Source organism: Nonomuraea solani (assembly GCF_900108335.1).
Lineage (GTDB): Bacteria > Actinomycetota > Actinomycetes > Streptosporangiales > Streptosporangiaceae > Nonomuraea > Nonomuraea solani.
Map to the genome: position 1 here is coordinate 180,320 of NZ_FNVT01000007.1, position 20,259 is coordinate 200,578.

General features: G+C 73.1%; 20 protein-coding genes and 3 tRNA genes. 18 read left to right on the forward strand and 5 right to left on the reverse strand.

Annotated features, from left to right (window positions below; translation table 11 throughout):
* Position 1: 1 nt before the first annotated feature.
* Positions 2 to 709, reverse strand: coding sequence for an ArsR/SmtB family transcription factor (locus C4V41_RS25970; RefSeq protein ID WP_103958550.1), 708 nt, complete (start codon positions 707 to 709; stop codon positions 2 to 4).
* A 44-nt stretch (positions 710 to 753) separates the two neighbouring features.
* The gene (locus tag C4V41_RS25975) at positions 754 to 1,305 is read right to left on the reverse strand and encodes a hemerythrin domain-containing protein (RefSeq protein ID WP_235030386.1); all 552 of its coding nucleotides are present in this window, start codon (positions 1,303 to 1,305) and stop codon (positions 754 to 756) included.
* A 135-nt stretch (positions 1,306 to 1,440) separates the two neighbouring features.
* Between C4V41_RS25975 and C4V41_RS25980 the strand changes: the two genes are divergently transcribed.
* From C4V41_RS25980 to rodA, 12 genes are all read left to right on the forward strand, one after another.
* The gene (locus C4V41_RS25980) at positions 1,441 to 2,166 is read left to right on the forward strand and encodes an SDR family oxidoreductase (protein ID WP_103958552.1); all 726 of its coding nucleotides are present in this window, start codon (positions 1,441 to 1,443) and stop codon (positions 2,164 to 2,166) included.
* Between the two features lie 81 nt (positions 2,167 to 2,247).
* Positions 2,248 to 2,319 (forward strand) — tRNA-Gly (locus C4V41_RS25985).
* A gap of 15 nt (positions 2,320 to 2,334) precedes the next feature.
* Positions 2,335 to 2,408, forward strand: a tRNA-Cys gene (locus C4V41_RS25990).
* Position 2,409: 1 nt separating this feature from the next.
* Positions 2,410 to 2,484 (forward strand) — tRNA-Val (locus C4V41_RS25995).
* A 113-nt stretch (positions 2,485 to 2,597) separates the two neighbouring features.
* Positions 2,598 to 5,120: a hypothetical protein gene (locus C4V41_RS26000; RefSeq protein WP_103958553.1), complete on the forward strand. Its 2,523-nt coding sequence runs from the start codon at positions 2,598 to 2,600 to the stop codon at positions 5,118 to 5,120.
* Positions 5,121 to 5,161: 41 nt separating this feature from the next.
* Positions 5,162 to 5,593 carry a nuclear transport factor 2 family protein gene (locus C4V41_RS26005; protein WP_103958554.1) on the forward strand — a complete coding sequence of 144 codons (432 nt, stop codon included), beginning with the start codon at positions 5,162 to 5,164 and terminating at the stop codon, positions 5,591 to 5,593.
* Positions 5,594 to 5,767: 174 nt separating this feature from the next.
* Positions 5,768 to 7,669 (forward strand): hypothetical protein, encoded by a 1,902-nt coding sequence (locus tag C4V41_RS65385; protein ID WP_103958555.1) that lies wholly within the window; start codon positions 5,768 to 5,770, stop codon positions 7,667 to 7,669.
* Between the two features lie 113 nt (positions 7,670 to 7,782).
* Positions 7,783 to 9,015 carry a rod shape-determining protein gene (gene mreB, locus C4V41_RS26015; protein ID WP_103958556.1) on the forward strand — a complete coding sequence of 411 codons (1,233 nt, stop codon included), beginning with the start codon at positions 7,783 to 7,785 and terminating at the stop codon, positions 9,013 to 9,015.
* A complete protein-coding gene (mreC, locus tag C4V41_RS26020; protein ID WP_146103787.1) occupies positions 9,012 to 9,806 on the forward strand; it encodes a rod shape-determining protein MreC in 795 nt (264 codons plus the stop codon). Before mreB ends, mreC begins: the two co-directional genes overlap by 4 nt.
* Before the next feature lie 4 nt (positions 9,807 to 9,810).
* Positions 9,811 to 10,287, forward strand: a complete 477-nt coding sequence (locus tag C4V41_RS26025) for a rod shape-determining protein MreD (protein WP_103958558.1) — start codon at positions 9,811 to 9,813, stop codon at positions 10,285 to 10,287.
* Positions 10,280 to 12,133 (forward strand): penicillin-binding transpeptidase domain-containing protein, encoded by a 1,854-nt coding sequence (locus tag C4V41_RS26030; protein WP_146103788.1) that lies wholly within the window; start codon positions 10,280 to 10,282, stop codon positions 12,131 to 12,133. The genes C4V41_RS26025 and C4V41_RS26030 overlap by 8 nt, the downstream gene beginning before the upstream one ends.
* On the forward strand, positions 12,130 to 13,266 hold the full coding sequence (gene rodA / locus C4V41_RS26035; protein ID WP_103958560.1) for a rod shape-determining protein RodA: 1,137 nt from the start codon (positions 12,130 to 12,132) through the stop codon (positions 13,264 to 13,266). Before C4V41_RS26030 ends, rodA begins: the two co-directional genes overlap by 4 nt.
* Here rodA and C4V41_RS26040 read toward each other — a convergent pair.
* Both C4V41_RS26040 and C4V41_RS26045 read right to left on the reverse strand, forming a co-directional pair.
* Positions 13,228 to 14,211, reverse strand: coding sequence for an amidohydrolase family protein (locus C4V41_RS26040; RefSeq protein WP_103958561.1), 984 nt, complete (start codon positions 14,209 to 14,211; stop codon positions 13,228 to 13,230). The two genes, rodA and C4V41_RS26040, sit on opposite strands and share 39 nt — an antisense overlap.
* Positions 14,208 to 14,573, reverse strand: a complete 366-nt coding sequence (locus C4V41_RS26045; RefSeq protein WP_103958562.1) for a metal-sulfur cluster assembly factor — start codon at positions 14,571 to 14,573, stop codon at positions 14,208 to 14,210. The genes C4V41_RS26040 and C4V41_RS26045 overlap by 4 nt, the downstream gene beginning before the upstream one ends.
* A 147-nt stretch (positions 14,574 to 14,720) precedes the next feature.
* Here C4V41_RS26045 and C4V41_RS26050 point away from each other — a divergent pair, with 147 nt between their 5' ends.
* The 3 genes from C4V41_RS26050 (at position 14,721) to C4V41_RS26060 (ending at position 16,554) form a co-directional block, all read left to right on the forward strand.
* Positions 14,721 to 15,458, forward strand: a complete 738-nt coding sequence (locus C4V41_RS26050; protein ID WP_103958563.1) for an IclR family transcriptional regulator — start codon at positions 14,721 to 14,723, stop codon at positions 15,456 to 15,458.
* A gap of 132 nt (positions 15,459 to 15,590) precedes the next feature.
* Positions 15,591 to 15,770 carry a DUF4291 family protein gene (locus C4V41_RS60865; protein WP_235030387.1) on the forward strand — a complete coding sequence of 60 codons (180 nt, stop codon included), beginning with the start codon at positions 15,591 to 15,593 and terminating at the stop codon, positions 15,768 to 15,770.
* A gap of 133 nt (positions 15,771 to 15,903) precedes the next feature.
* Positions 15,904 to 16,554: an NAD-dependent epimerase/dehydratase family protein gene (locus tag C4V41_RS26060; RefSeq protein WP_103958564.1), complete on the forward strand. Its 651-nt coding sequence runs from the start codon at positions 15,904 to 15,906 to the stop codon at positions 16,552 to 16,554.
* On the opposite strand, the gene C4V41_RS26065 is transcribed toward C4V41_RS26060, so the two are convergent.
* Complete coding sequence (locus C4V41_RS26065; protein ID WP_103958565.1) at positions 16,541 to 17,782, reverse strand: MFS transporter; 1,242 nt, start codon at positions 17,780 to 17,782, stop codon at positions 16,541 to 16,543. The two genes, C4V41_RS26060 and C4V41_RS26065, sit on opposite strands and share 14 nt — an antisense overlap.
* A 90-nt stretch (positions 17,783 to 17,872) precedes the next feature.
* Between C4V41_RS26065 and C4V41_RS26070 the strand changes: the two genes are divergently transcribed.
* The 3 genes from C4V41_RS26070 to C4V41_RS26080 all read left to right on the forward strand — a co-directional run bounded on the left by C4V41_RS26070 (position 17,873) and on the right by C4V41_RS26080 (position 20,241).
* Positions 17,873 to 18,406, forward strand: coding sequence for a CGNR zinc finger domain-containing protein (locus C4V41_RS26070; RefSeq protein ID WP_103958566.1), 534 nt, complete (start codon positions 17,873 to 17,875; stop codon positions 18,404 to 18,406).
* Positions 18,407 to 18,498: 92 nt separating this feature from the next.
* Positions 18,499 to 19,593, forward strand: coding sequence for an LLM class flavin-dependent oxidoreductase (locus tag C4V41_RS26075; RefSeq protein WP_103958567.1), 1,095 nt, complete (start codon positions 18,499 to 18,501; stop codon positions 19,591 to 19,593).
* 18 nt (positions 19,594 to 19,611) lie between these two features.
* On the forward strand, positions 19,612 to 20,241 hold the full coding sequence (locus tag C4V41_RS26080; RefSeq protein WP_103958568.1) for an FMN reductase: 630 nt from the start codon (positions 19,612 to 19,614) through the stop codon (positions 20,239 to 20,241).
* Positions 20,242 to 20,259: the final 18 nt, after the last annotated feature.

Here is a 20,259-nt window from a genome sequence, read left to right on the forward strand (position 1 = left end):
CTCAAGTAATTGGTGTTCCCGATGTTAGCTCCTTACCGGGGAACATCGCCTCCAGCCCCTCCCTGCCCTCGTCGGTGAGGATCACCGCCCTGGGGACCGTGCCCCGGCGGTACCACCCGCGCTCGAACAGCACCTCCGTGATGGCCGCCCCGAGCGCCCCGCCGAGATGCGAGCGGCGCTCGGTCCAGTCGAGGCACTCGGGCGCGAACCGCCTCCTGGACCTGCGCGCGCCTTCGACGTCCACGCCGAACCCCGACAGCAGCCGCTCCCCCGCGCCGGTCAGGTCGTGGCCGTCGTAGAAGCCGCCCTCCCGCAGCCGGTCGAGCAGCCCCACCCCGGCCCGCCCGGCCAGGTGGTCGTAGCAGGTACGGGCCTCCTCCAGCTGCCTGGCCTGCCTGGACTGGCGCAGAGAGCGTACGGGCGGCCGGGCGCTGATCCTGGCCAGCACCTCGAGCACCTCGGCCACCTCGTGCCCGGCCAGGCGGTAGTAGCGGTGGCGGCCCTGGCGTACGACGTCCACGAGCCGGCCGTCGAGCAGCCTGGCCAGGTGGGCGCTGGCGGTGGCGGCGCTCACCCCGGCGACCCTGGCCAGCTCCCCCGCCGCCAGCGCGCGCCCGTCGAGCAGCGCCGTCAGGATCGCCGCCCGGGTGGGCTCGGCGATGAGCGCGGCGACGGGTGCGATGTCGGCGTCACGAGCGATGTACTCCATGTCCACGACGGTAATACGCCGATATTTCGCCCGGCGTCGAAGGGTCAGCTCCGCCCCAGGCCCTTCCTGATCAGGTCCCTGGCCCGCTCCGCGATCGCGAGAGGCGTGCCCACCAGCACGTTCATGGCCAGCGACTCAGTGCCGGGGTGCGGGCGCGTCGGCGCCAGCGCCTCGGCCGCCCGCACCGCCGCCGCCATGGCCCGCCGCTCAGCCACGGAGGTGCTCTCCCGCAGCCGGGCGAACTCGTAGCGCTCCTCGCTGCGCGCGTGGGCCGTCACGGCGGTGCGCAGCTCGGCCAGCCGCTCCCAGAACTCCGGATGGTCCACCCCGGCCTTGTGCAGGTCGAGGAGGAGGCGCTTGGCCTGGTGCTCCTCGGCGAGCCGGTCGCCCACCACGCCCTGGCCGTTGTCGAGCTTGTGGCGCGCGTACGGGTGCACGACCTCCTCCTCGGCGGTCTCGTGCACGGAGAGCAGCCGCGTCAACCGGCCGAACGCCTCCCCGGCCTTCTCCGGCGGCGCCTGCTCCACCTCGTCGAACAGGTCCCTGATCTGCCCATGCTGGGCCATCAGCAGGTCAATGACATCGTGTTCAGCCACGTCGGCGCCCTACCCCGGTTTCGGCCCGGCACGCGTCGCCTTACCGAACGCGGGCCGTTCGAGGACCCAACGCCGAGATCGCTCCATCGGGCCTGCGAGTGAGCGGCTGAGGCCCCGCCGCTACAGTCGGATGCCATGACAGCAGTCGCCCTCGTCACCGGAGCCTCGCGCGGCCTCGGCGCCGTGATCGCCCGCCGCCTGGCCGCCGACGGACTGGCCGTGGCCGTCAACTACCACTCCGACTCCGCCGGCGCCCAGCGCGTGGTGGACGACATCCGCGCCGCCGGCGGCACCGCCGACGCGTTCGCCGCCGACGTCACCGACGAGGCCGGCGTGACGCGCCTGATCGCCGGCGTCGCCGGAAGGCTCGGCCCGGTGAGCGTGCTGGTGGCCAACGCGACGGGCCCGCAGCCGGCGATCGGGTTCGAGGACCTCACCTGGCAGTCGCACCTCGACCAGCTCACGTTCTTCGTCAAGAGCCCGACGCTGCTCCTGCAGGCGGCGCTGCCCGGCATGAAAGAGCTGGGCGGCGGCCGCGTCATCCAGATCGGCTCCGACGTCGTGGACCGCCGGCTGCCCGGCATGTCCGCCTACATCGCCGCCAAGGCCGCCCAGCACGCGCTCACCGAGGTGTGGGCCAGGGAGCTGGGCCCTCATGGCATCACGGTCAACGTGGTCGCGCCCGGCTGGATCCCGGTAGAGCGGCACTCAGGCCTGGACCTGAGCACCTACCGGGCGGAGGTGCCGCTGCGGCGGATGGGCACGCCTGACGACGTGGCGGGCGCGGTGGCCTACCTCGCCTCCGACGGGGCCGCCTTCGTCACCGGCCAGCGCGTCACGGTCAACGGCGGCCACACGTGACCTGCGCCGGGCTATTTCAGTTTGGGGACTCGGCCGAGATTCGCTAGAGTTCTCTCGTCGCCCGGCGCAAGCGGGGCACAAGCGGAAGTGGCTCAGTGGTAGAGCATCACCTTGCCAAGGTGAGGGTCGCGGGTTCGAATCCCGTCTTCCGCTCGGAGCTTCCGGCTCGGTGGCGTGGCCGAGAGGCGAGGCAGCGGCCTGCAAAGCCGTCCACACGGGTTCAAATCCCGTCGCCACCTCCAAGGACGATTAGCTCAGCGGGAGAGCGCTTCCCTGACACGGAAGAGGTCACTGGTTCAATCCCAGTATCGTCCACCACCTCCGAAAGCCCCGGCCACCGGCCGGGGCTTTCGCGCGTTCCCGGCTCACCTGGCGGCCACTTCCGGGTCACCCCGGTGCGGATCCCGTCCGTGGCGGGCAGATGACAGGGCGTGGCGAAGACGACCCGGACCTTCCTGCTCGCCGCCGCGGGCACCGCGCTCGGCCTTTCCTGCCTGTGCGCCCTGCCGCCCGTGGGCGGGTTCCTGCTCGGCCGGGCGCTCGCGGCCGCGCTCGTCTTTCCCGGCCTCGGCCAGGGGCGATTCGCCGGTACGGCGGTGGCGCTGGCCGGCTTCTCCGTGGCGATGACGGGCGGGGCGTACCTGGTGTTCCGGTGGTCGGGGTTCGGCCCGTCGCGGGTCGGGGTGCTCGTCTGCTGGGCGCTGACCGGCGGGCCCGCCGGGATGATCGCGCTGCTGGCGTGGGCGCGGTTACAGGGACTGCCGTTCGCCGGGTACGCGCGGTACGCCGCCGCCTGGGGCATGGCCACCGCCCTGCTCTCCTGCCTGCTCGCCCTGGCCGCGACCCGGACGACCCCGGCCCCCGGGCGGGAGCGGAAGCGGACGTTCCATCCGCGGGCCTGGGTGCTGCCGTGCCTGGTCGCCGGATGGTCCATCGTGTGGAGCCTGTTCCTGCGGGAGCACGACCTCCTGGCCTGGCTGCCGCTCTCGCTCGGCTACTTCGACCAGGTCGCCGTGGTGCTCGCGGCCATCGCGGCCACCTCGCTGGAAGGGGCGCTGCGGCGGCGGCTGCCCGTGGAGGGGCGTCCCGGGCGGGCCTTCGTGCTGGCGTGGATCGCGCTGTCCGTGGCCCCCATCGTGTACGCGGCCGTCGTGGCGATCGACCGCGGCATGCGGGAGCCGCTGATGGCCGCCCCCTGGAACCCGGCCTGGGTCACCGAATACCTCAATGACGCCGGAGCCGCCCTGGTCGCGGCCCCGGCGCAGGTCGCCGTGCCGCCGCTGCTGCTGGCGCTGGCCGGCACCGCCCTGCAGTGGGCGCTTCCCTGGAAGGCGCCCACGCCGGGCGTCCCCGATCCGGTGCGGCCCGACCGGCGGTGGAGTCTGCTGGTGGCGGGGGCGGCGATCGTGCTGACCTACTTCTGCCTGGCCGCCACCTCGCGCTTCCCGGTGCTGACCGGGCGGGAGTACGACGAGGAGACGCCCGTGATGCTGCGCGCCCTCGCGCTGCTGGCGCCGCCCGATCCGGCGCTGGGCCGGACCGCGGTGGTGTGGTCGTGGGCGGTGGCGGCGGTGTTCGGGGTGGCGGCGGCCGCGCTCGTGTACGTCGCGGTGCGCGGGCAACTGGTCCGGGTGTTCCCCGCGACGTCGTACCTCGTGCTGACCGGCGCGGTCGCGCTGGCGGCGGCGCTGGCCTGGAACGCGGGCAGCGTGATCGGCCACCTGCTGGCCGGGGAACGGCCGCTCGGGATCTCGCCCGCGACGGAGGCCGCCACGTTCACCGCGTTCGTCGCGCCGGTGTTCGCGGCGGTGCTGTTCATCGTGCACTCGCAGGTCGGAGTGTCCAGGTTCGCCCGTCTCGTGGAGTTGGAGGGCGAGCAGACATGGGAGAAGCTGACCGAGCGCTACCGGGCCTGGAAGGAGAGCGTCCGGGAGCACGTGCCCGGCGGGCGGGAGCGCGGGCTGCTCGCGGCGCGGGCCGCCGGGGGCGCGCTGGTGGTGGCCGTGGTGGCGGGGACGCTGCGGGCGTTCGGCGTCTGGAGCGACGCCGAGGTGGCGGGGGTCTTCCTGGCCGCGCCCGCCGTGTCGTTCGCGCTGCCGTGGCCGGACAACCTCACGGGCCTGCTCTACCTGGCGTTACTCGCGGCGCTGGTCTACGCGGGACTGCGGAAGGTCAATCTGCGGGAGCGCGGCCGGTCCGTCCGGCCGGCCGTGTGGGGGTTCTCGGTGGTGGCGGGCGGGCTGGCGGGGGTGGCCGGCGGGTTACCGGGGGTCGTGGGGCTGCAGATGGGGCTGGTCGCCGGAGCGCTGACGGTGGCGGTTCGATGGCCCGCGAGCCGGAAGGTGCTGCTGGCGGGAGGAGTGGTGCTGGTGCTGGTGAGTGCGGCGCCGCTCTTACGGCCGGCTCCCGGGCCGGTCGTGATCGGTGAGGGAGTCTGGCGGGGCGCGCAGCGGCGGCTCACGATCGACGTCACCTATCCCAGGGTGAGGGGCGGGGAGGCGGTCCGGATCAACGCGGCCCTGGCCGCGCCCCTGCGCGCGTACGTCGAGAACGCGCTGCGCGAGCACCGCGAGCAGCCGGGCGTGGTGACGGGCACCTTCGTCGTGGTGCGCAACGACCCCGAGATCGTCTCCGTCCGGTACGTGATGACGGGCGAGGCGGGCGCCGCGGTCACCTATGACCGCCGCGCGGCCAGGGTCCTCACCGTGCGCGACGTCTTCGCCCCCGCCGCCTTCTCCCCCGCGGGCCGGCGGCGGCTGGCCGACGCGCTGCGGCCCCTCGTGCCGGAGGGCCAGGACCCCAGGACGGTGACCGTGGACAGCGATCGTCTGCTGGTCAACCTGGTCACCGGCGGCGTGGAGTTCACCTTCGGCCGCGACTACTTCTGCGTGCCCTGCGAGCCGTTCACCGTCCGCGTGCCGTCCGGACGGCTGACCGGGCTGCTCCTGCGCTGAACGATCTGGTCATCGAGCCCTCTTGGAGCGACGATCACCTCATGGAGACTCAGGAGATCGCCGACCGATTAGAGATCACCGGCCTGCTGGCCCGCTACACCCACGCCATCGACTCGGGCCGGTGGGACCTGCTCGACGACGTGTTCAGCCCGGACGCCGTCATCGACTACACCTCCTCCGGCGGCATCAGGGGCACCAGGGACGACGTCAAGGCGTGGCTGGCGGACGTCCTGGCGCACTGGCCGGCCCGGTTGCACCTGGTCGGGGCCGCGTACATCGACTTCCAGGACGGTGAGGCGCGGGTGAGCGCGCCGTTCACCGACACGCTGGCCCCGACGCGGGAGATGGTCGCGGTCGGCACCGAGGGCTTCCTGCACGGCGGCGGCTGGTACCACCACCGCATGCGACGCACCCCCGACGGCTGGCGCAGCACCGAGCTGGTGGAGGAGCAGAGCTGGCGCACCGCCCGCTGATTCCGGTAATTCGGTTCCGAATCGTTCCCGTTTGATGTGGAATTGAGTTGGACGACGGATGGGAGCCGTCTCCGAGGGTTTTTCACCTATGCGGTTCATCGGCCGGGAAGCGGACGAGGGACCGCTGCCCCATGGGTGCTCACGCGATGGGCGATGCCACGGGGGTAGGGGCCGGTGATCGAGGCACTGGAGTGGGCTCTCCAGGACGGAGAGCACGCGCTGCTCGTCAAGGGGGACATGCGGCGGGCGCGCGAACGGTTCGACGTCGCCTACCGCGAGGCCGCGCAGCAGGGCGACGGGCCCGCCATGGCCCGGGCCGCGCTGGGCCTGGGCGGGATGTGGGTGCACGAGCACAGGACGGCGGCCGGGGCCGCGATGGTACGGGTGCGCCAGCGGGAGGCGCTCGCCCAGGTCGACCCCGGCTCCTCCCTGGCGCTGCGGCTGCGCGTGAGGCTGGCCGCCGAGGAGGACTACCGGGGCGGCGGCCTCGACGCGATCCTCGCGCTGCTGTCCGAGACCAGGGCGTCGGGCGATCCGGTGGCGCTGGCCGAGGCGCTGCGCCTGGCCCACCACTGCGTGCTGGGCCCCGGGCACGGAGCGCGGCGGCTGGAGCTGGCCAGGGACCTGATCGGGGTGGCCTCCCGTACGGGCCGCCGCGCCGACCTGCTCACCGGCCTGCTCTGGTACGCCGTGGACCTGCTCCTCGAAGCCGACCCGCACGCCGAGCGGGCCGTGGCCGAGCTGCGCCTCGCGCTGGACGGCGAGGACCACCAGGCGATCCGGTACGTGCTCGGCGCCATCGAAGTCATGCTGAGCATCCGCGCCGGCCGGTTCGCCCAGGCCGAGCAGCGGGCGGCTGCCTGCCACGAGCTGGGCGTGGCGGCCGGCGACCACGACGCCACCGGCTGGTACGGCTGCCAGCTCGTCACCGTCCGCTGGTACCAGGGCCGCGTCGGCGACCTCGTCCCCCTCCTGACCGACCAGCTGGCCTCGCCCCAGCTCAGCGCGGTGGACGACTTCCCCTACGCGGGCCTGGCGCTGGCCGCCGCGGCGGCGGGCGACCGGCGGATGGCCGAGAGCATGCTGGCCCGGCTGCGCGGCAGCGTCCTGGCCGATCTGCCGCGCACGGGGACGTGGCTGCCGTCCATGTACGCGATCGTGGAGGCCGCCGATCTGCTGGCCGACGCCGAGCTGGCGGCGGGGGCGGCGAAGCTACTGGCCCCGTACGCGGACCTGCCCGTGGTCGCCGGCCCCGGCGTGGCCTGTCTCGGCTCGGTCAGCCACAGCCTGGGCGTGGCCGCGATCACCACGGGCGACCTGGACGCGGCCGTCGGCCACCTGCGCGCCGCCGTCCACGGCAACCTGGCGCTGGGCCACTGGCCCGCCGTGGCCCTGTCGCGCTCCCGCCTCGGCCAGGCGCTGGCGCTGCGCGACGGGCCCAGGAACGAGGGGGCGCGCCGGCAGCTCACACAGGCCGAGCAGGAGGCCAGAGCGCAGGACATGGTGCTGCCCCGGTACGTCACCGGCCCGCTGACCTGCCGCCCGTCCGGCACGCAGTGGCGGGTCGAGCTGGGCCCGCGCTCGGTGCTGGTCGACCACAGCGTGGGCCTGCTGCACCTGGCGGTGCTGCTGGCCAACCCCGGCCAGGAGATCCCGGCGGCCGAGCTGGCGGCGGGCCCGGCCGTGGCGGCTTCGGCCGGATCCGCCGCCGGCCCGGCGGAAGCCGCGGCCGCCGGGTCCGCGCAGCCGGTGCTGGACGGGCCCGCCGGGCGGGCGTACCGGAACCGGCTGGCGCGGCTCGACGCCGAGATCGCGGAGCTGGAGTCCGGCTCCAAGCGCCGGCAGGCGCAGGCGCGGCGGACCGAGCGCGACTGGCTGATCGCCGAGCTGGCCTCGGCGACCGGGCTGGGCGGGCGGGCGCGCAGTTTCACCGGCAGCGAGGAGCGCGCCCGCACGGCCGTGGGCAAGGCCATCCGGCGGGCCATCGACCGCGTCGCGATAGCCGATCCCGTCATCGGCGACGAGCTGCGCGCGACCGTGCGCACCGGCGTGCGCTGCTCGTACCACCCCGGCTGACCTGCGGCGATGTCGGAGGGTACGGACTTAATACGTTTGTGGGGAATTCCCTGCGGGCAACGCGAGGGCAGGCAGTGTCCCCCTGCCCCACCCGGTCGAAAGGCTGTGCGGCAATGGCATTCGCATGGGCTCTTCTCGGTCATGACATAGCGGTTGATCTCGGGACAGCCAACACTCTGGTGTACGTCCGCAGGAAGGGCATCGTGCTGAACGAGCCCTCCGTCATCGCGATCAACCTGCACAAGAACACAGTCGTCGCCGTCGGCAAGGCGGCCAAGCGCATGATGGGCCGCACTCCCCCGCACATCGCCACGATCAGGCCGCTGAAGGACGGCGTGATCGCGGACCTCGACGCGGCGGAGCGCATGCTGCGGATGTTCATCCAGAAGGCCCACCCGAGCCGGTTCCTGGCCAAGCCGCGCATCGTCGTGGCGGTCCCGAGCGGCACCACCTCGATCGAGCAGCGGGCGGTCAAGGAGGCCGCCTACGAGGCCGGCGCGCGCCGGGTGCACATCATCGAGGAGCCGATGGCGGCGGCGATCGGCGCCGGGCTGAAGGTCGGCGAGGCCACCGGCAACATGGTCGTGGACATCGGCGGCGGCACCACCGAGGTCGCGATCGTCTCGATGAGCGGCGTGGTGGTGGCCAAGTCGCTGCGCGTCGGCGGTGACGAGCTCGACGAGGCGATCATCACGTACACCAAGAAGGAGCACGCGCTGCTGCTCGGCGACCGCACCGCCGAGCGGCTGAAGATCGACCTGGGCATGGTGCGTCCCGCGCCTGTGAGCGCCCGCGACGCCGACTCCTCACCGAAGGGCCGGCACCGGGTCGGCGTCGCCGCGCCGGGCGACGCCGGCCCGGTCATGACCGCGGACGACGAGCTCCCCGAGCCGCCGCCCGCGCCGCGAAGCTGGAACCCGTTCAGGCCGCGGCCCAAGCCCGAGAGCGTGCCGCCGAGCGCCGCGCCGCGCCCGCTCGACCTGCGGACCTCCGCCCCGGTACGCGGCCGTGACCTCGTCAGCGGCCTGCCGAAGACCGCGACCCTCACCTCCGAGGAGATCAGCGAGGCCATCGAGGACCAGGTGCAGTCCATCATCGACGCGGTGCAGACGACGCTGGACCAGTGCCCGGCCGAGCTGGCCGGCGACCTGCTGGACAACGGCATCGTGCTGACCGGCGGCGGCGCCCTGTTACGGGGCCTGGCCGAGCGGATGGGCGACGCGACCGGCATGCCCATCCGGGTCGTGGACAAGCCGTTGTACTCGGTGGCGCTGGGCGCCGGGCGTTGCGTGGAGCGCTTCCAGGCGATGCGCGACGTGCTGCTGCCCGATTGGTCACGGCGGTGAGGCGGGCGTTCGTCCTGCTCGTGCTCGCCACCGCCGTCCTCCTCGTCGTGGTCGATCGCACGGTCGCGCCGCTGGAGCCGCTGCGCGAGGCCGGTGCGACGGTGTACGGGACGGCTCAGGCCGCGGCCGGCGCGGTCACCCGGTCGTTCGGTGGCGAGGGGCGGCTGCGGGCGCTGGAGCAGGAGAACGCCCGGCTGCGGGCGGATTTAACGGCCTCGGGCACGCGCGGGCTCGGCACGGACGCGGGCACGGCGTTGGGCACGGCCTTGGGCACGCGCACGGCGGGCGGGGCCACGACGGGCCCGGCCCGGCATCGAGGGGTGGCCGCGCACGTCGTCGGCTTCGGGGCCGGGCAGCGGCTCACCATCGACGCCGGTTCGGCGGCCGGCGTCGTGCGCGACGTGACCGTGCTGAACGCCGACGGCCTCATCGGCAAGGTCACCTGGGCGGGCGCCGCGACGGCCTCGGTGTCTCTGATCACCGACCCGGCCTCGTCCGTGGGCGCGCGCATGGCGGGCTCGGGCGAGCTGGGCGTGGTCACCGGCCTGCCGGGCGAGACACGGCTGCGGCTCAGCCTGTTCGATCCGCACGCGCCGCTGAAGGTGGGCGACCAGGTGGTGACGCTCGGGTCCGCGGGCGCCCGGCCGTACGTGGCCGGGGTGCCCATCGGCACGGTCGCCGCGATCGAGAGCGTGCCGGGCGCGGCCACCCGCACGGCGCTGGTGCGGCCCGCCGCCCGGCTCTCCGCGCTCGGCCTCGTCGCGGTGATCGTGCCGCGGTCCGGGAGGTGATCCCGTGGGACTGGTGTCGCTGCTGCTCGCGGCGCCGCTGCTGCAGGTGCTGCTGGTCAACCGCGCCCCGTGGGGCGGGCCCGACCTGGTGACGCTGGCCGTGCTCTGGCTGGCGCTGGCCAGGGGGCCGGTCTGGGGGTGCGCCGCGGGCCTGGCCGGCGGGCTGGCCGCCGACGTGGCACCGCCCGCCGACGGCACGGTGGGGCGGGCGGCGCTGGTGCTGTCGCTCACCGGGCTGCTGGCGGGATGGTGGTCAGAACGCCGTTCACCGGCGGGCGCGGCCCGGCTGCTGGTAGCCGCCGCGGGCGCCGCGCTGGGCGTCGTCCTGCTGGGCGCGGCGGCGGTCGCGCTCGGCGACGAGCCGTGGCGATCGGCGATGGCCGGGCTGCCTCTGGTGCTGGCCTGGACGGTGGCCGCCGCCGTCGCGGGCGCCGCGCTCATCCGCCGGCGGCCCGCCAGGGTGGTGCCGCACCGTGTCTAGCGCCCGGTTGTTCCTGTTGCGGCTGGTGGTCACGGCCATGCTGCTCACGCTGACGGGCCGGCTCTGGTATCTGCAGGTGGTCAGCGGCGACCGGTACGTGCGGGCGGCGGCCGACGTACGGATCAGGACCGTGTCGCTGCCGCCCACCCGGGGCCAGATCCTCGACGTGGCCGGGCGTCCCCTGGTGACGAACAGGACGCGGCCGGTGGTCACGGTGGACGCCGTGGCGCTGGCCCACCAGCCGGACGGCGGCCGGGCGGTGCTGGCGCGGCTCGGCGAGGTGCTGGGGCAGCCGGAGCGGCAGCTCGCCGAGAAGGTACGCCCGTGCGGGCCGGAAGTGGCGCAGCCGTGCTGGCAGGGCTCGCCGTACGAGCCGATCCCCGTCGCCGAGGGCGTCACGGTGCCGCTGGCGCTGCAGATCAGCGAACGCCAGCAGGACTTCCCGGGCGTCCGTACGGAGCTGCGCCCGGTCCGCGTCCATCCCCTGGGCCGGGCGGCCGCCCACACGCTCGGATACGTGCAGGGCGTCAAGGGCCGCGACGGCCTTGAAGCGGTGTACGACCGGGAGCTGGCCGGGCGGGCGGGCCGCCGCGACGTGGCCGTCGACAACACCGGCCAGGTCACCAGGACGATCCGCGAAGACCGGCCCGTCCCCGGGAACACGCTCGTGACCGGCATCGATTCCCGCATCCAGGCCATCGCCGAGCGCGCGCTCGGCGATGGCCTGTCGAGCAGCGGCGGCTCGTCCGGCGCGGCGGTGGTGCTGGAGTCGGGCACCGGGCGGGTGGTCGCGCTGGCCGGGCGGCCCTCCTACGACCCGGCCGTGTGGATCGACGGCGTGACGGCCCGCGAGTACAAGGCGCTGCCGCTGCTGTCGCAGGCCGTGCGGGGCGAGTGGGCGCCGGGCTCCACGTGGAAGGTCGCCTCGGTGGTGGCCGCCGCGTCAGCCGGGTACGGCCTCGGCGCCACCTACGACTGCCCCAGCGGCTACACCGTGGGTGACCGGGTGTTCAGGAACTTCGGCAGCGCGAACCTGGGCCTGATGACCATGCACGGCGCGCTCGTGCGGTCGTGCGACACGATCTTCTACCGGCTCGCCGACGAGCTGTGGCGGCGCGGCTCCGGCGCCCTGCAGGAGACCGCGCGCGGGTTCGGCTTCGGCCGGCCGACCGGTGTGGACCTGCCCGGCGAGGCCGCCGGCGCGGTGCCCGGCGCGGCCGCGAAGAAGGCCCTCTGGCGCGCGACGCGCGCGGAGAGCTGCCGCCGGGCCGTCAAGGGCTATCCGGAGCAGGCGGATCGGGGGCGGGCGGCGTACCTGACGGCGATCGCCAGGGAGAACTGCCGGGGCGGCGGCGTGTGGCGGGGTGGCGACGCGGCGAACCTGTCGATCGGGCAGGGCGGCGTGCTGGTCACGCCGCTGCAACTGGCGCGGGCGTACGCGGCCATCGCCAATGGCGGCACACTGTACAGCCCGCGCGCCGGGCTGCGCGTCGTGCGCCCGGACGGGACGTCGGTGCGGACGATCACGCCGCCGGTGGCCGGGCGGCTGCCCGCCTCCGCGGGGACGCTGCGGTTCATCCGCCAGGCCCTCGCCCAGGTGCCCAGGTCCGGTACGGCGGAGGGGGCCTTCAAGGGGTTCCCGTTCGGCAAGATCGCCGTGGCGGGGAAGACGGGCACGGCGGAGTCGTTCGGGCATCGGGACACCTCCTGGTTCGCCTCGTTCGCCCCGGATCCGGCGTACACGGTGGTCGTGGTCCTGTCGGAGGGCGGCAGGGGCGCCGAGGGCGCGGCGCCGGCGGCGCGCGCCATCTGGGAGGGCATCCTCGGCCTGCGGGAGCGGCGATGACCTTGAGGGCCGAGAAGCGGCGGATCGTGTGGGCGCCCTCGCTGGCCGCGCCCGACCGGATGCTGACGCTGCTGGCCCTCGCCCTGTCCGGGGTCGGGCTGCTGCTGGTGTGGTCGGCGACCCGGCTGTCGGGCGGGCACGGGCTGCTGCTGCGGCAGGCGGGCGCCGTCGGTGCCGGGCTGGTGCTCATGTGGCTGGTGTCGCGGGTGGATCTGCGGGTGCTGCGGGCGTACGTGCCGCTCGTGTACGTGCTCGCGCTGCTGTCCCTGGCCGGGGTGCTGAGCCCGCTGGGCGTGCGGGTGAACGGGGCGCACTCGTGGATCGTGCTCGCGCCCGGGGTGCGGTTCCAGCCGTCGGAGTTCGCCAAGGTGGCCCTGGCGCTGGCGTTCGCGGTGCCGCTGGGCGAACTGCGCGACGGGCAGCGGCGGCCGGGGTTCGGCGGGGTGCTGCTCGCGCTGGTGCTGGCCGCGGTGCCGATCGGGCTGATCGCGCTGCAGCCCGACCTCGGGACGATGCTGGTGTTCGCGGCCATGGTGGCGGGCGCGCTGCTGGTGTCGGGGGCGCCCAAGCGGTGGCTGCTGGTCCTCGGGGTGGGGGCGGCGGGGGCGGCCGTGGCGGCGTGGAAGCTGGGGCTGGTCCGGCCGTACCAGCTCGAACGGCTGCTCGTGCTGGCCGACCCGGGAGCCGACCCGGGCGGCGTCGGGTACAACGCCGCCCAGGCGCGCATCGCGATCGGCTCCGGCGGGCTCACCGGCAAGGGGCTGTTCAACGGGGAGCAGACGGCCGGGCACTTCGTACCGGAGCAGCACACCGACTTCATCTTCACGGTCGCGGGCGAGGAGCTCGGGTTCGCCGGGGCCGCGCTGATCCTGCTGGCCGTGCTGGCGCTGCTGTGGCGCGGGTTGTCGATCGCGCGGCACAGCGCCTCGCCGTACGGGACCGTGCTGGCCGGCGGGATCGTGTCGTGGATCGCCTTCCAGACGTTCGTGAACGTGGGCATGACCGTGGGCCTCATGCCGATCGTGGGCGTGCCGCTGCCGTTCGTCTCCTACGGCGGCTCCGCCACGGTGGCCGGGCTGCTGGCCATCGGGCTGTTACAGGCGGTGCACCGGACCAAGGCCATGCAGTCGTAGCAGGTTCTCGCCCAGGATCTTGCGCTTGGCCTGGTCGGTGAGCTGCGGATAGCCGTAGCCCTCGCACAGGTCCTGCGGGATCTGGAAGTCCCTGAACGCCCTCAGCGCCCACTGCGGATGGAAGATCGGCGCCTCCGAGCCGTAGATGATCTTGTCTTCGCCGCACCAGAAGAGCAGCTTGCCGATGATCTCGGCGAACATCCTGGGCGCCCTGACGATGAAGTTGATCGTGGCCGCCAGGTCGGCGTACAGGTTGGGGTAGCGGATGAGCTGCCAGCAGGTCTCGTCGAGGAACGGCAGGCCGACGTGGAAGATGACGAAGTTGATGTCGGGGAAGTTGGCGGCGGCGCCGTCCATGTCCCACGTCTGGGTGTGCTCGATCGGCTGCGGGCCCAGCGGGACGCCCTTGTGCACGCCGATCAGGTTGACGCCCAGGTCCTGGGCCTTTTCGAAGATCGGGAAGGCCACCCGGGGGTCGTCCATGCGCCACGGGTACGGGGAGCCGTAGTCGTAGCGGACGTTGTACAGCTTGAAGGCGCGCGCGTTGAACTCCCCCACCTGGCGTTCCATCAGGTCCAGCGCCTTGCGGCCCTCCAGGGGGTTGACCGTGCCCCAGAAGATCGTCCGGTCGGGGTCGCGGGCGGCCAGCTCGGCGCACTCCTGCCACGGCGACAGGCCGTCGTGGTAGAGGTCGGTGAGTGGCAGCGGCATGGCGACCAGCATGTCCGTGTCGGACTCCTCGTACACCATGCGGTGGATGTCGTCGATCGTCCACTGCCGCAGGAACTCCTCGGGCGGCAGCTTGGTCTCGCCCTCGGGGGTGAGGGTGGTGTGGAAGGCGTACAGGTGGTTGGAGAACATCTGGCCCGCGGAGCCGTAGGCGTTCTTCGGCTCGAAGTTGAACACGTGGGCCACGCTGTCGAACACGAAGAAATCGTCGATCACCGTAGTTCCCTCCTGATGTAGGCCGACTTGTCGGGCACTCGCGCGGGATCCGGCAGGAAGCGCAGAAGGCCGGCCGCCCTCGGGGACAGCCGGTCCGTCGTCCAGACCTCGTCCCACACGACCTCGACCTCGGCCTCCCGGATGCCGGGCTGCTCCTCGATGCGCTCACGTACCTCGGTGAGGACGCGGGCCGCGAACGGGCACCAGCCCGAGGTCAGCAGCAACTCCACCCGGGCCCGGCCGCCGTCCACCTCGACCGACCTGACCAGACCCATCTCCACGACGGAAATGCCCTTCTCCCTGCAGCACGGGTCGTAGACCTCGGACAGCGCCTGGCTCGCCCACTGCGGTATCTCCGGCATGGCCTCATCATGAAACCGGTATGGCCTCTTGGATAGAGATCCGGCCCATATTCGATTTCACATCTTGACGTGCCCGGTCAAGCATTAATCTGCGCTCAGACCGGCACGTGACGTGAGAGAAGCCGACATGGCGAGAATGCTGGCGAGATGACCGGCGAACCGCCCAGTGACCTGATTCGCAGCGTCTCCCGCGCGCTTCGCGTGCTGGAGGTGGTCGCGCGCGCCGACCGGCCGCTGCCGGTCAAGGTCATCGCCCGCCGGTGCGGCCTCAACCTGTCCACCACCTACCACCTGGTCCGCACGCTGTGCTACGAGGGTTATCTGCACCGGCTGCCGGACGGTGACCATCTGCTGGGCTCCAAGGTGGCCGAGCGGTTCCACGAGATGCTCGACACGTTCCAGCGTCCGCCGCGCGCCTCGGCGGTGCTGCGGCATCTGGCCGAGGCGTCCGGCCACACCGCCTATCTGGCGCAGCTCGCCGAGGGGCGGCTGATCGTGGTGGACGTGGCCGAGGGGCCGCGCTCGCCGTGGCTGGAGGACCTCCAGGCGGGGCTGGAGACGGCGCCGCACGCCACCGCGCTCGGCAAGGCGCTGCTGCTCTCCCTCCCGTCCCCCGTCAGGCGCGGCGTCCTGACCGAGTACGGCCTGCGCCGCTTCACCCCTTCGACCCCCGCCAGCGTGGAGGACCTGGAGGAGGAGCTGTCGAGGTTGCGGCCGGGGCAGGTGGTGGAGGAGCACGGGCAGTTCAGGGAGGAGGTGGCCTGCGCGGGCGCGATCGTCCCCGGGACGCAGTGGGCGATCGGCTTCTCGACCCGCGGCCTGGCCATCCCCGCGGCCGCCACCGCCCGCCTGGAGGCCGCGATCAGGGACCTGACGCGGACATAACCCGTTGCCTCCGAGCTCCCGGCTTGGCCAGGGTGAACGGCATGAACGTCCCCTACCGCCAGATCCGCGCCGCCTACACCGAGCGGACCATCACCGTCTATCAGGCGTACGACGGGGGTGTCGGGGGAGGCGGTGGGGCGGTATGTGGACGAGTGGACGGTGGCCATCACCGACGTCACGGACCGGGCGCGCGAGGTGCACGCGGCGGTCCGCCGCCGCGAGACCCCGGACGAGTTGCTGCCGGCCGAGCGGCCGTACCCGCTACGTGACGACCTCGCGGAGATCATCGAAGCGAGCGTCGGCTCACTTTGAGCTGCTCGTCGCCAAAGTCCGCGATGAGCTTGAGCGTCCCGCCGCGCCTGTAGCCTGGCCACAGCGCCTCCTAGCACCGCCGAGAGATCGTAGATCGCCTAATGTGGGTTGGCGTCTTGGCGAGGAGCGTGCCATGCGGGTGATCATCTTTGGGGCGACCGGTATGGTCGGGCGGGGTGTGCTCAGGGAGTGCCTGCTCGATGAGCGGGTGACGGCCGTGCTCGGGGTCGGGCGGAGCGCGACCGGGGTCGCGCACGCGAAGTTGCGGGAGATTCGGCACGCCGACCTGCTCGATCTGACGGCGATCGAGGGTGAGCTGGGCGGATACGACGCGTGTTTCTTCTGTCTGGGGGTCTCGTCCGTCGGGATGGCCGAGGCGGACTATCGGCGCATCACGTACGACGTCACGTTGTCGGTGGGGCGGACGCTGGCGCGGCTCGGTCCTGGGTCGACCTTCGTGTACGTTTCCGGCGCCGGGACCGATGCGCGGGGGCGGGCGATGTGGGCCCGGGTGAAGGGTGAGACCGAGAACGCGCTGCTGGCGTTGCCGCTGGAGGGGTACATGTTCCGGCCCGGTTACATCCAGCCGATGCACGGCGTCACCTCGCGGACGCGGTTCTATCGGCTGGCCTATGTCGTGACGCGGCCGCTCTATCCGATGCTGCGGCGGTTGTTCGGGGGCGGGGTGACCACGACCGAGCGGATCGGGCAGGCGATGATCGCGGTGGCCGAGCGGGGGGCGCCGCGGCGGATTCTGGGGCCGGCGGACATCAACGCGCTCTGACCGGGGCCGGGGCCAGGGGGATGGCGAGGAGGGCGGCCGCGGCCGTGAGGGCCCAGACCGCCGTCCAGGAGGCGTGGGCGATGACCACGGGGATGAGCAGCGGGGTGAGGAAGCCCATGGCGAAGAGGGCGGTGCCGAGCAGGCCCAGCGCCGTGCCCGCCCTGGCCGGGCCCGCCATGGCGGCGATCTCCGTGTAGGCGATGCCGTGCCAGGAGTTGGCCAGGAGGCCGCCGAGGGCCAGGGCGGTGACGGTGATCGGGGTGGGGGCGCCGGTCAGGACCGCGGCGGCGGCCATGGCGATGCCGGCGAGCGCGCCGATGGCCCGCAGGTAGGCCCGGCGGGTGCCGGAGGCGCTGCCGGCGCGGTCGGTGCGGCGGCCGGTCCAGATGCGGGCCGCGCCGCCGCCCAGCTGGGCGATCAGGACCGTGACACTGGCCAGGGTGGCGCCCTCGCCCTTGACGTCGTGCAGGAAGATGGCGGTGAAGGAGAGGACGGCGAACTGGGGGACGGTGAGCAGGGAACCCGCCAGTGCGAGGCGCCAGACGTCCCACCGTCGTAGCGGCGAACGGCCTCCGCCCTCGGGGCCTTCGCTGACGGGGTGCCCGGTGACGGGGTGCTCGGTGGCGCGGGGCCGGTCCGCCGGGTCGTGGAGCCAGCGCCAGGTCGCCGCGGCCGCCGCCAGGCAGAAGGCGGCGGGGGCGGCGTAGACGGCGCGGAAGTCGTACGTGTGCGCCAGCCAGGGCAGCAGGCCCACGCCGACGGCGCCGCCCACCGGGATCGCGGTCTGGCGGATGCTCATCGCGAAGCCCCGCTCCCCCTCCTGGAACCAGGTCATGATCGCGCGCCCCGACGCCCCGTTGACGCTGCCGCCCAGGGCGCCGGCGACCGCCATGCAGCCGGCCAGCGGCACCACGCCGGCCCCGTCCGCGGGGGTCACGGTGGCGGCCATCACGGCGAGCAGAAGACCCGTGGAGGTCAGGCCCGTGAGCAGGACGCGGCGGTCGCCGAAGCGGTCGGTCAGCAGCCCCCACACCAGGTCGGACACCGCCACCCCGAGCCCCAGACAGGCCAGCACGAGCCCGAGTTCGCCCGTGGTCAGCCGGTAGCCGGCGCGCATCGCGATCCCCGTGACCGGGATGCCGGAGAACATCGCCGCGAAGGCGCCCTGTGCCCCGACGCCGACGGCCAGGACGACCCATCGGTGCCGCGACCTGCTCAATACCGCCATGACCAGACATCTCCCGAAATAACCATCAAATCCGGTTATGGACTCTGGCAGCCGCCGAAGTAACTTGTCAATCCGGTTAGCATGGAACCCATGGAGTTCACCTTCGTCAGCGGCAATCTCGGGCTCGACCTGGCCGGCACCATCGGGCGGCGCCGAGGCGGGCGGGTCGATCTGCTGGCGGCCCCCGAGGATCTGGCCCGGTGGACGGTCGCGGCCGGGCTTCTCGAAACTCCGCCCGCCGCCACGGACGGCGACCTGGCCGAGGCCAAGGCGCTGCGGGAGGCGGTCTACCGGCTGGCGAGCGCGGCCCGTACCGGAGAAAGGTTCGAGCCGGCCGACCGCGGCGTGCTCAACCTGGCCGCCGGCCGCCCACCGGCGGCCGTCCTGCTCGGCGAGCGCGGCGTGGAGAGGGCCGGCGATCTGCGGGCCGCGCTGTCGAGCACCGCCCGCGCCGCCGCCGAGCTGCTCGGTGGCCCGCAGGCCGCGCTGATCAGGGAGTGCGAGGCCGACCCGTGCACCCGCCTCTACATCGACGCCTCGCACCGCCGCACCCGCCGCTGGTGCGACATGCGCGGGTGCGGCAACCGGGCGAAGGCGGCGGCGTTCCGCGCCCGGCGGCGATAGCGGTCGCGGGCTTGCCGGATGATGGAATATCCCGGGAGGCGAGAGCGCTACCCTAGCCGTCAAAGATTCAACAGTCATGGATGGTGACTAAAGTGCAGTTCGGAATCTTCAGCGTGGGCGACGTGACCACCGACCCCACCACCGGCAGGACCCCGACCGAGCACGAGCGGATCAAGGCGATGGTGACGATCGCGCTCAAGGCGGAGGAGGTGGGGCTGGACGTGTTCGCGACCGGCGAGCACCACAACCCGCCCTTCGTGCCGTCCTCCCCGACCACGATGCTCGGCTACATCGCGGCCAGGACCGAGCGGCTGCGGTTGTCCACCGCCACCACGCTGATCACCACCAACGACCCGGTGAAGATCGCCGAGGACTTCGCCATGCTGCAGCACGTGGCCGACGGCCGGGTGGACCTCATGCTGGGCCGGGGCAACACCGGGCCCGTCTACCCGTGGTTCGGGCAGGACATCAGGCAGGGCATCCCGCTGGCCATCGAGAACTACGCGCTGCTGCACCGGCTCTGGCGCGAGGACGTCGTGGACTGGGAGGGCCGCTTCCGCACGCCGCTGCAGGGGTTCACGAGCACGCCGCGCCCGCTGGACGGGGTGCCGCCGTTCGTCTGGCACGGCTCGATCCGCAGCCCCGAGATCGCCGAGCAGGCCGCCTACTACGGCGACGGCTTCTTCGCCAACAACATCTTCTGGCCGAAGGAGCACTTCATGCGCCTGATCAGCCTCTACCGGCAGCGCTACGCCCATTACGGCCACGGCACGCCCGAGCAGGCCATCGTGGGTCTCGGCGGCCAGGTGTTCATGCGCAAGAACTCCCAGGACGCGGTACGCGAGTTCCGCCCCTACTTCGACAACGCCCCCGTGTACGGCCACGGCCCGTCGCTGGAGGAGTTCACCGCGGAGACGCCGCTCACCGTGGGCAGCCCGCAGCAGGTCATCGACCGGACCCTTGAGTTCAGGGAGTTCTTCGGCGACTACCAGCGCCAGCTCTTCCTCATGGACCACGCGGGCCTGCCGCTGAAGACCGTGCTGGAGCAGCTCGACCTGCTCGGCGAGGAGGTCGTCCCGGTGCTGCGCAAGGAGTTCGCCAAGGACCGGCCGGCCGAGGTGCCCGGCGCCCCCACCCACGCCTCCCTGCTCGCGGCCAAAGACGCCGCCGAGCCCGTCGGAGCCTGAAAGACCGGAAGGAACCTCATGAAGCTCGTCGTCGTCACGGCGGGGCTGACCCAGCCCTCCTCGACCCGCCTGCTCGCCGACCGCCTGGCCGCCGCCGTAGCGGAGCGCGCAGAGGTGGAGGTCCGGGTGGTCGAGCTGCGCGACCTCGCCGTGGACATCGCGAACACCTTCGTGACCGGCTTCCCCGGCGGCCGGCTGCGCGAGGAGATCGAGGCAGTGACCGAGGCCGACGGGCTCATCGCGGTCACGCCGATCTTCAGCGGCTCCTACAGCGGCCTGTTCAAGTCGTTCTTCGACGTGCTCGACAACACGGCGCTGGCGGGCAAGCCCGTGCTCATCGCCGCCACCGGCGGCACCGCCCGGCACTCGCTGGCGCTGGAGCACGCGTTGCGGCCGCTGTTCGCGTACCTGCGGGCCGTGGTCGTGCCGACCGCCGTCTACGCGGCCTCGGAGGACTGGGGCGGCGGGCGCGACGCGTTGACCGACGGGCTCGGCGAGCGCGTCGCGCGAGCCGCCGGCGAGCTGACGGATCTCCTGCTGCACCGCGCACCCCGGCGGGCGGAGCCGGTGGACGAGGTCGTACCCTTCGAGCAGCAACTCGCGGCATTGCGCCCCCTCGATCCGGGATCGGGGAGTAAGGTTCGTTAGGAACCTTTCCTAACGAAC

Excerpts from the sequence above, each read along its gene's own strand:
- C4V41_RS26060 (WP_103958564.1), top strand. The coding sequence starts at position 15,904 with ATGCGGGTGATCATCTTTGGGGCGACCGGTATGGTCGGGCGGGGTGTG.
- rodA (WP_103958560.1), top strand. The coding sequence starts at position 12,130 with ATGACCTTGAGGGCCGAGAAGCGGCGGATCGTGTGGGCGCCCTCGCTG.
- C4V41_RS26065 (WP_103958565.1), bottom strand. The coding sequence starts at position 17,782 with ATGGCGGTATTGAGCAGGTCGCGGCACCGATGGGTCGTCCTGGCCGTC.
- C4V41_RS26005 (WP_103958554.1), top strand. The coding sequence starts at position 5,162 with ATGGAGACTCAGGAGATCGCCGACCGATTAGAGATCACCGGCCTGCTG.
- C4V41_RS26050 (WP_103958563.1), top strand. The coding sequence starts at position 14,721 with ATGACCGGCGAACCGCCCAGTGACCTGATTCGCAGCGTCTCCCGCGCG.
- mreB (WP_103958556.1), top strand. The coding sequence starts at position 7,783 with ATGGCATTCGCATGGGCTCTTCTCGGTCATGACATAGCGGTTGATCTC.
- C4V41_RS25980 (WP_103958552.1), top strand. The coding sequence starts at position 1,441 with ATGACAGCAGTCGCCCTCGTCACCGGAGCCTCGCGCGGCCTCGGCGCC.
- C4V41_RS26080 (WP_103958568.1), top strand. The coding sequence starts at position 19,612 with ATGAAGCTCGTCGTCGTCACGGCGGGGCTGACCCAGCCCTCCTCGACC.
- C4V41_RS26045 (WP_103958562.1), bottom strand. The coding sequence starts at position 14,573 with ATGCCGGAGATACCGCAGTGGGCGAGCCAGGCGCTGTCCGAGGTCTAC.
- C4V41_RS25970 (WP_103958550.1), bottom strand. The coding sequence starts at position 709 with ATGGAGTACATCGCTCGTGACGCCGACATCGCACCCGTCGCCGCGCTC.
- C4V41_RS26070 (WP_103958566.1), top strand. The coding sequence starts at position 17,873 with ATGGAGTTCACCTTCGTCAGCGGCAATCTCGGGCTCGACCTGGCCGGC.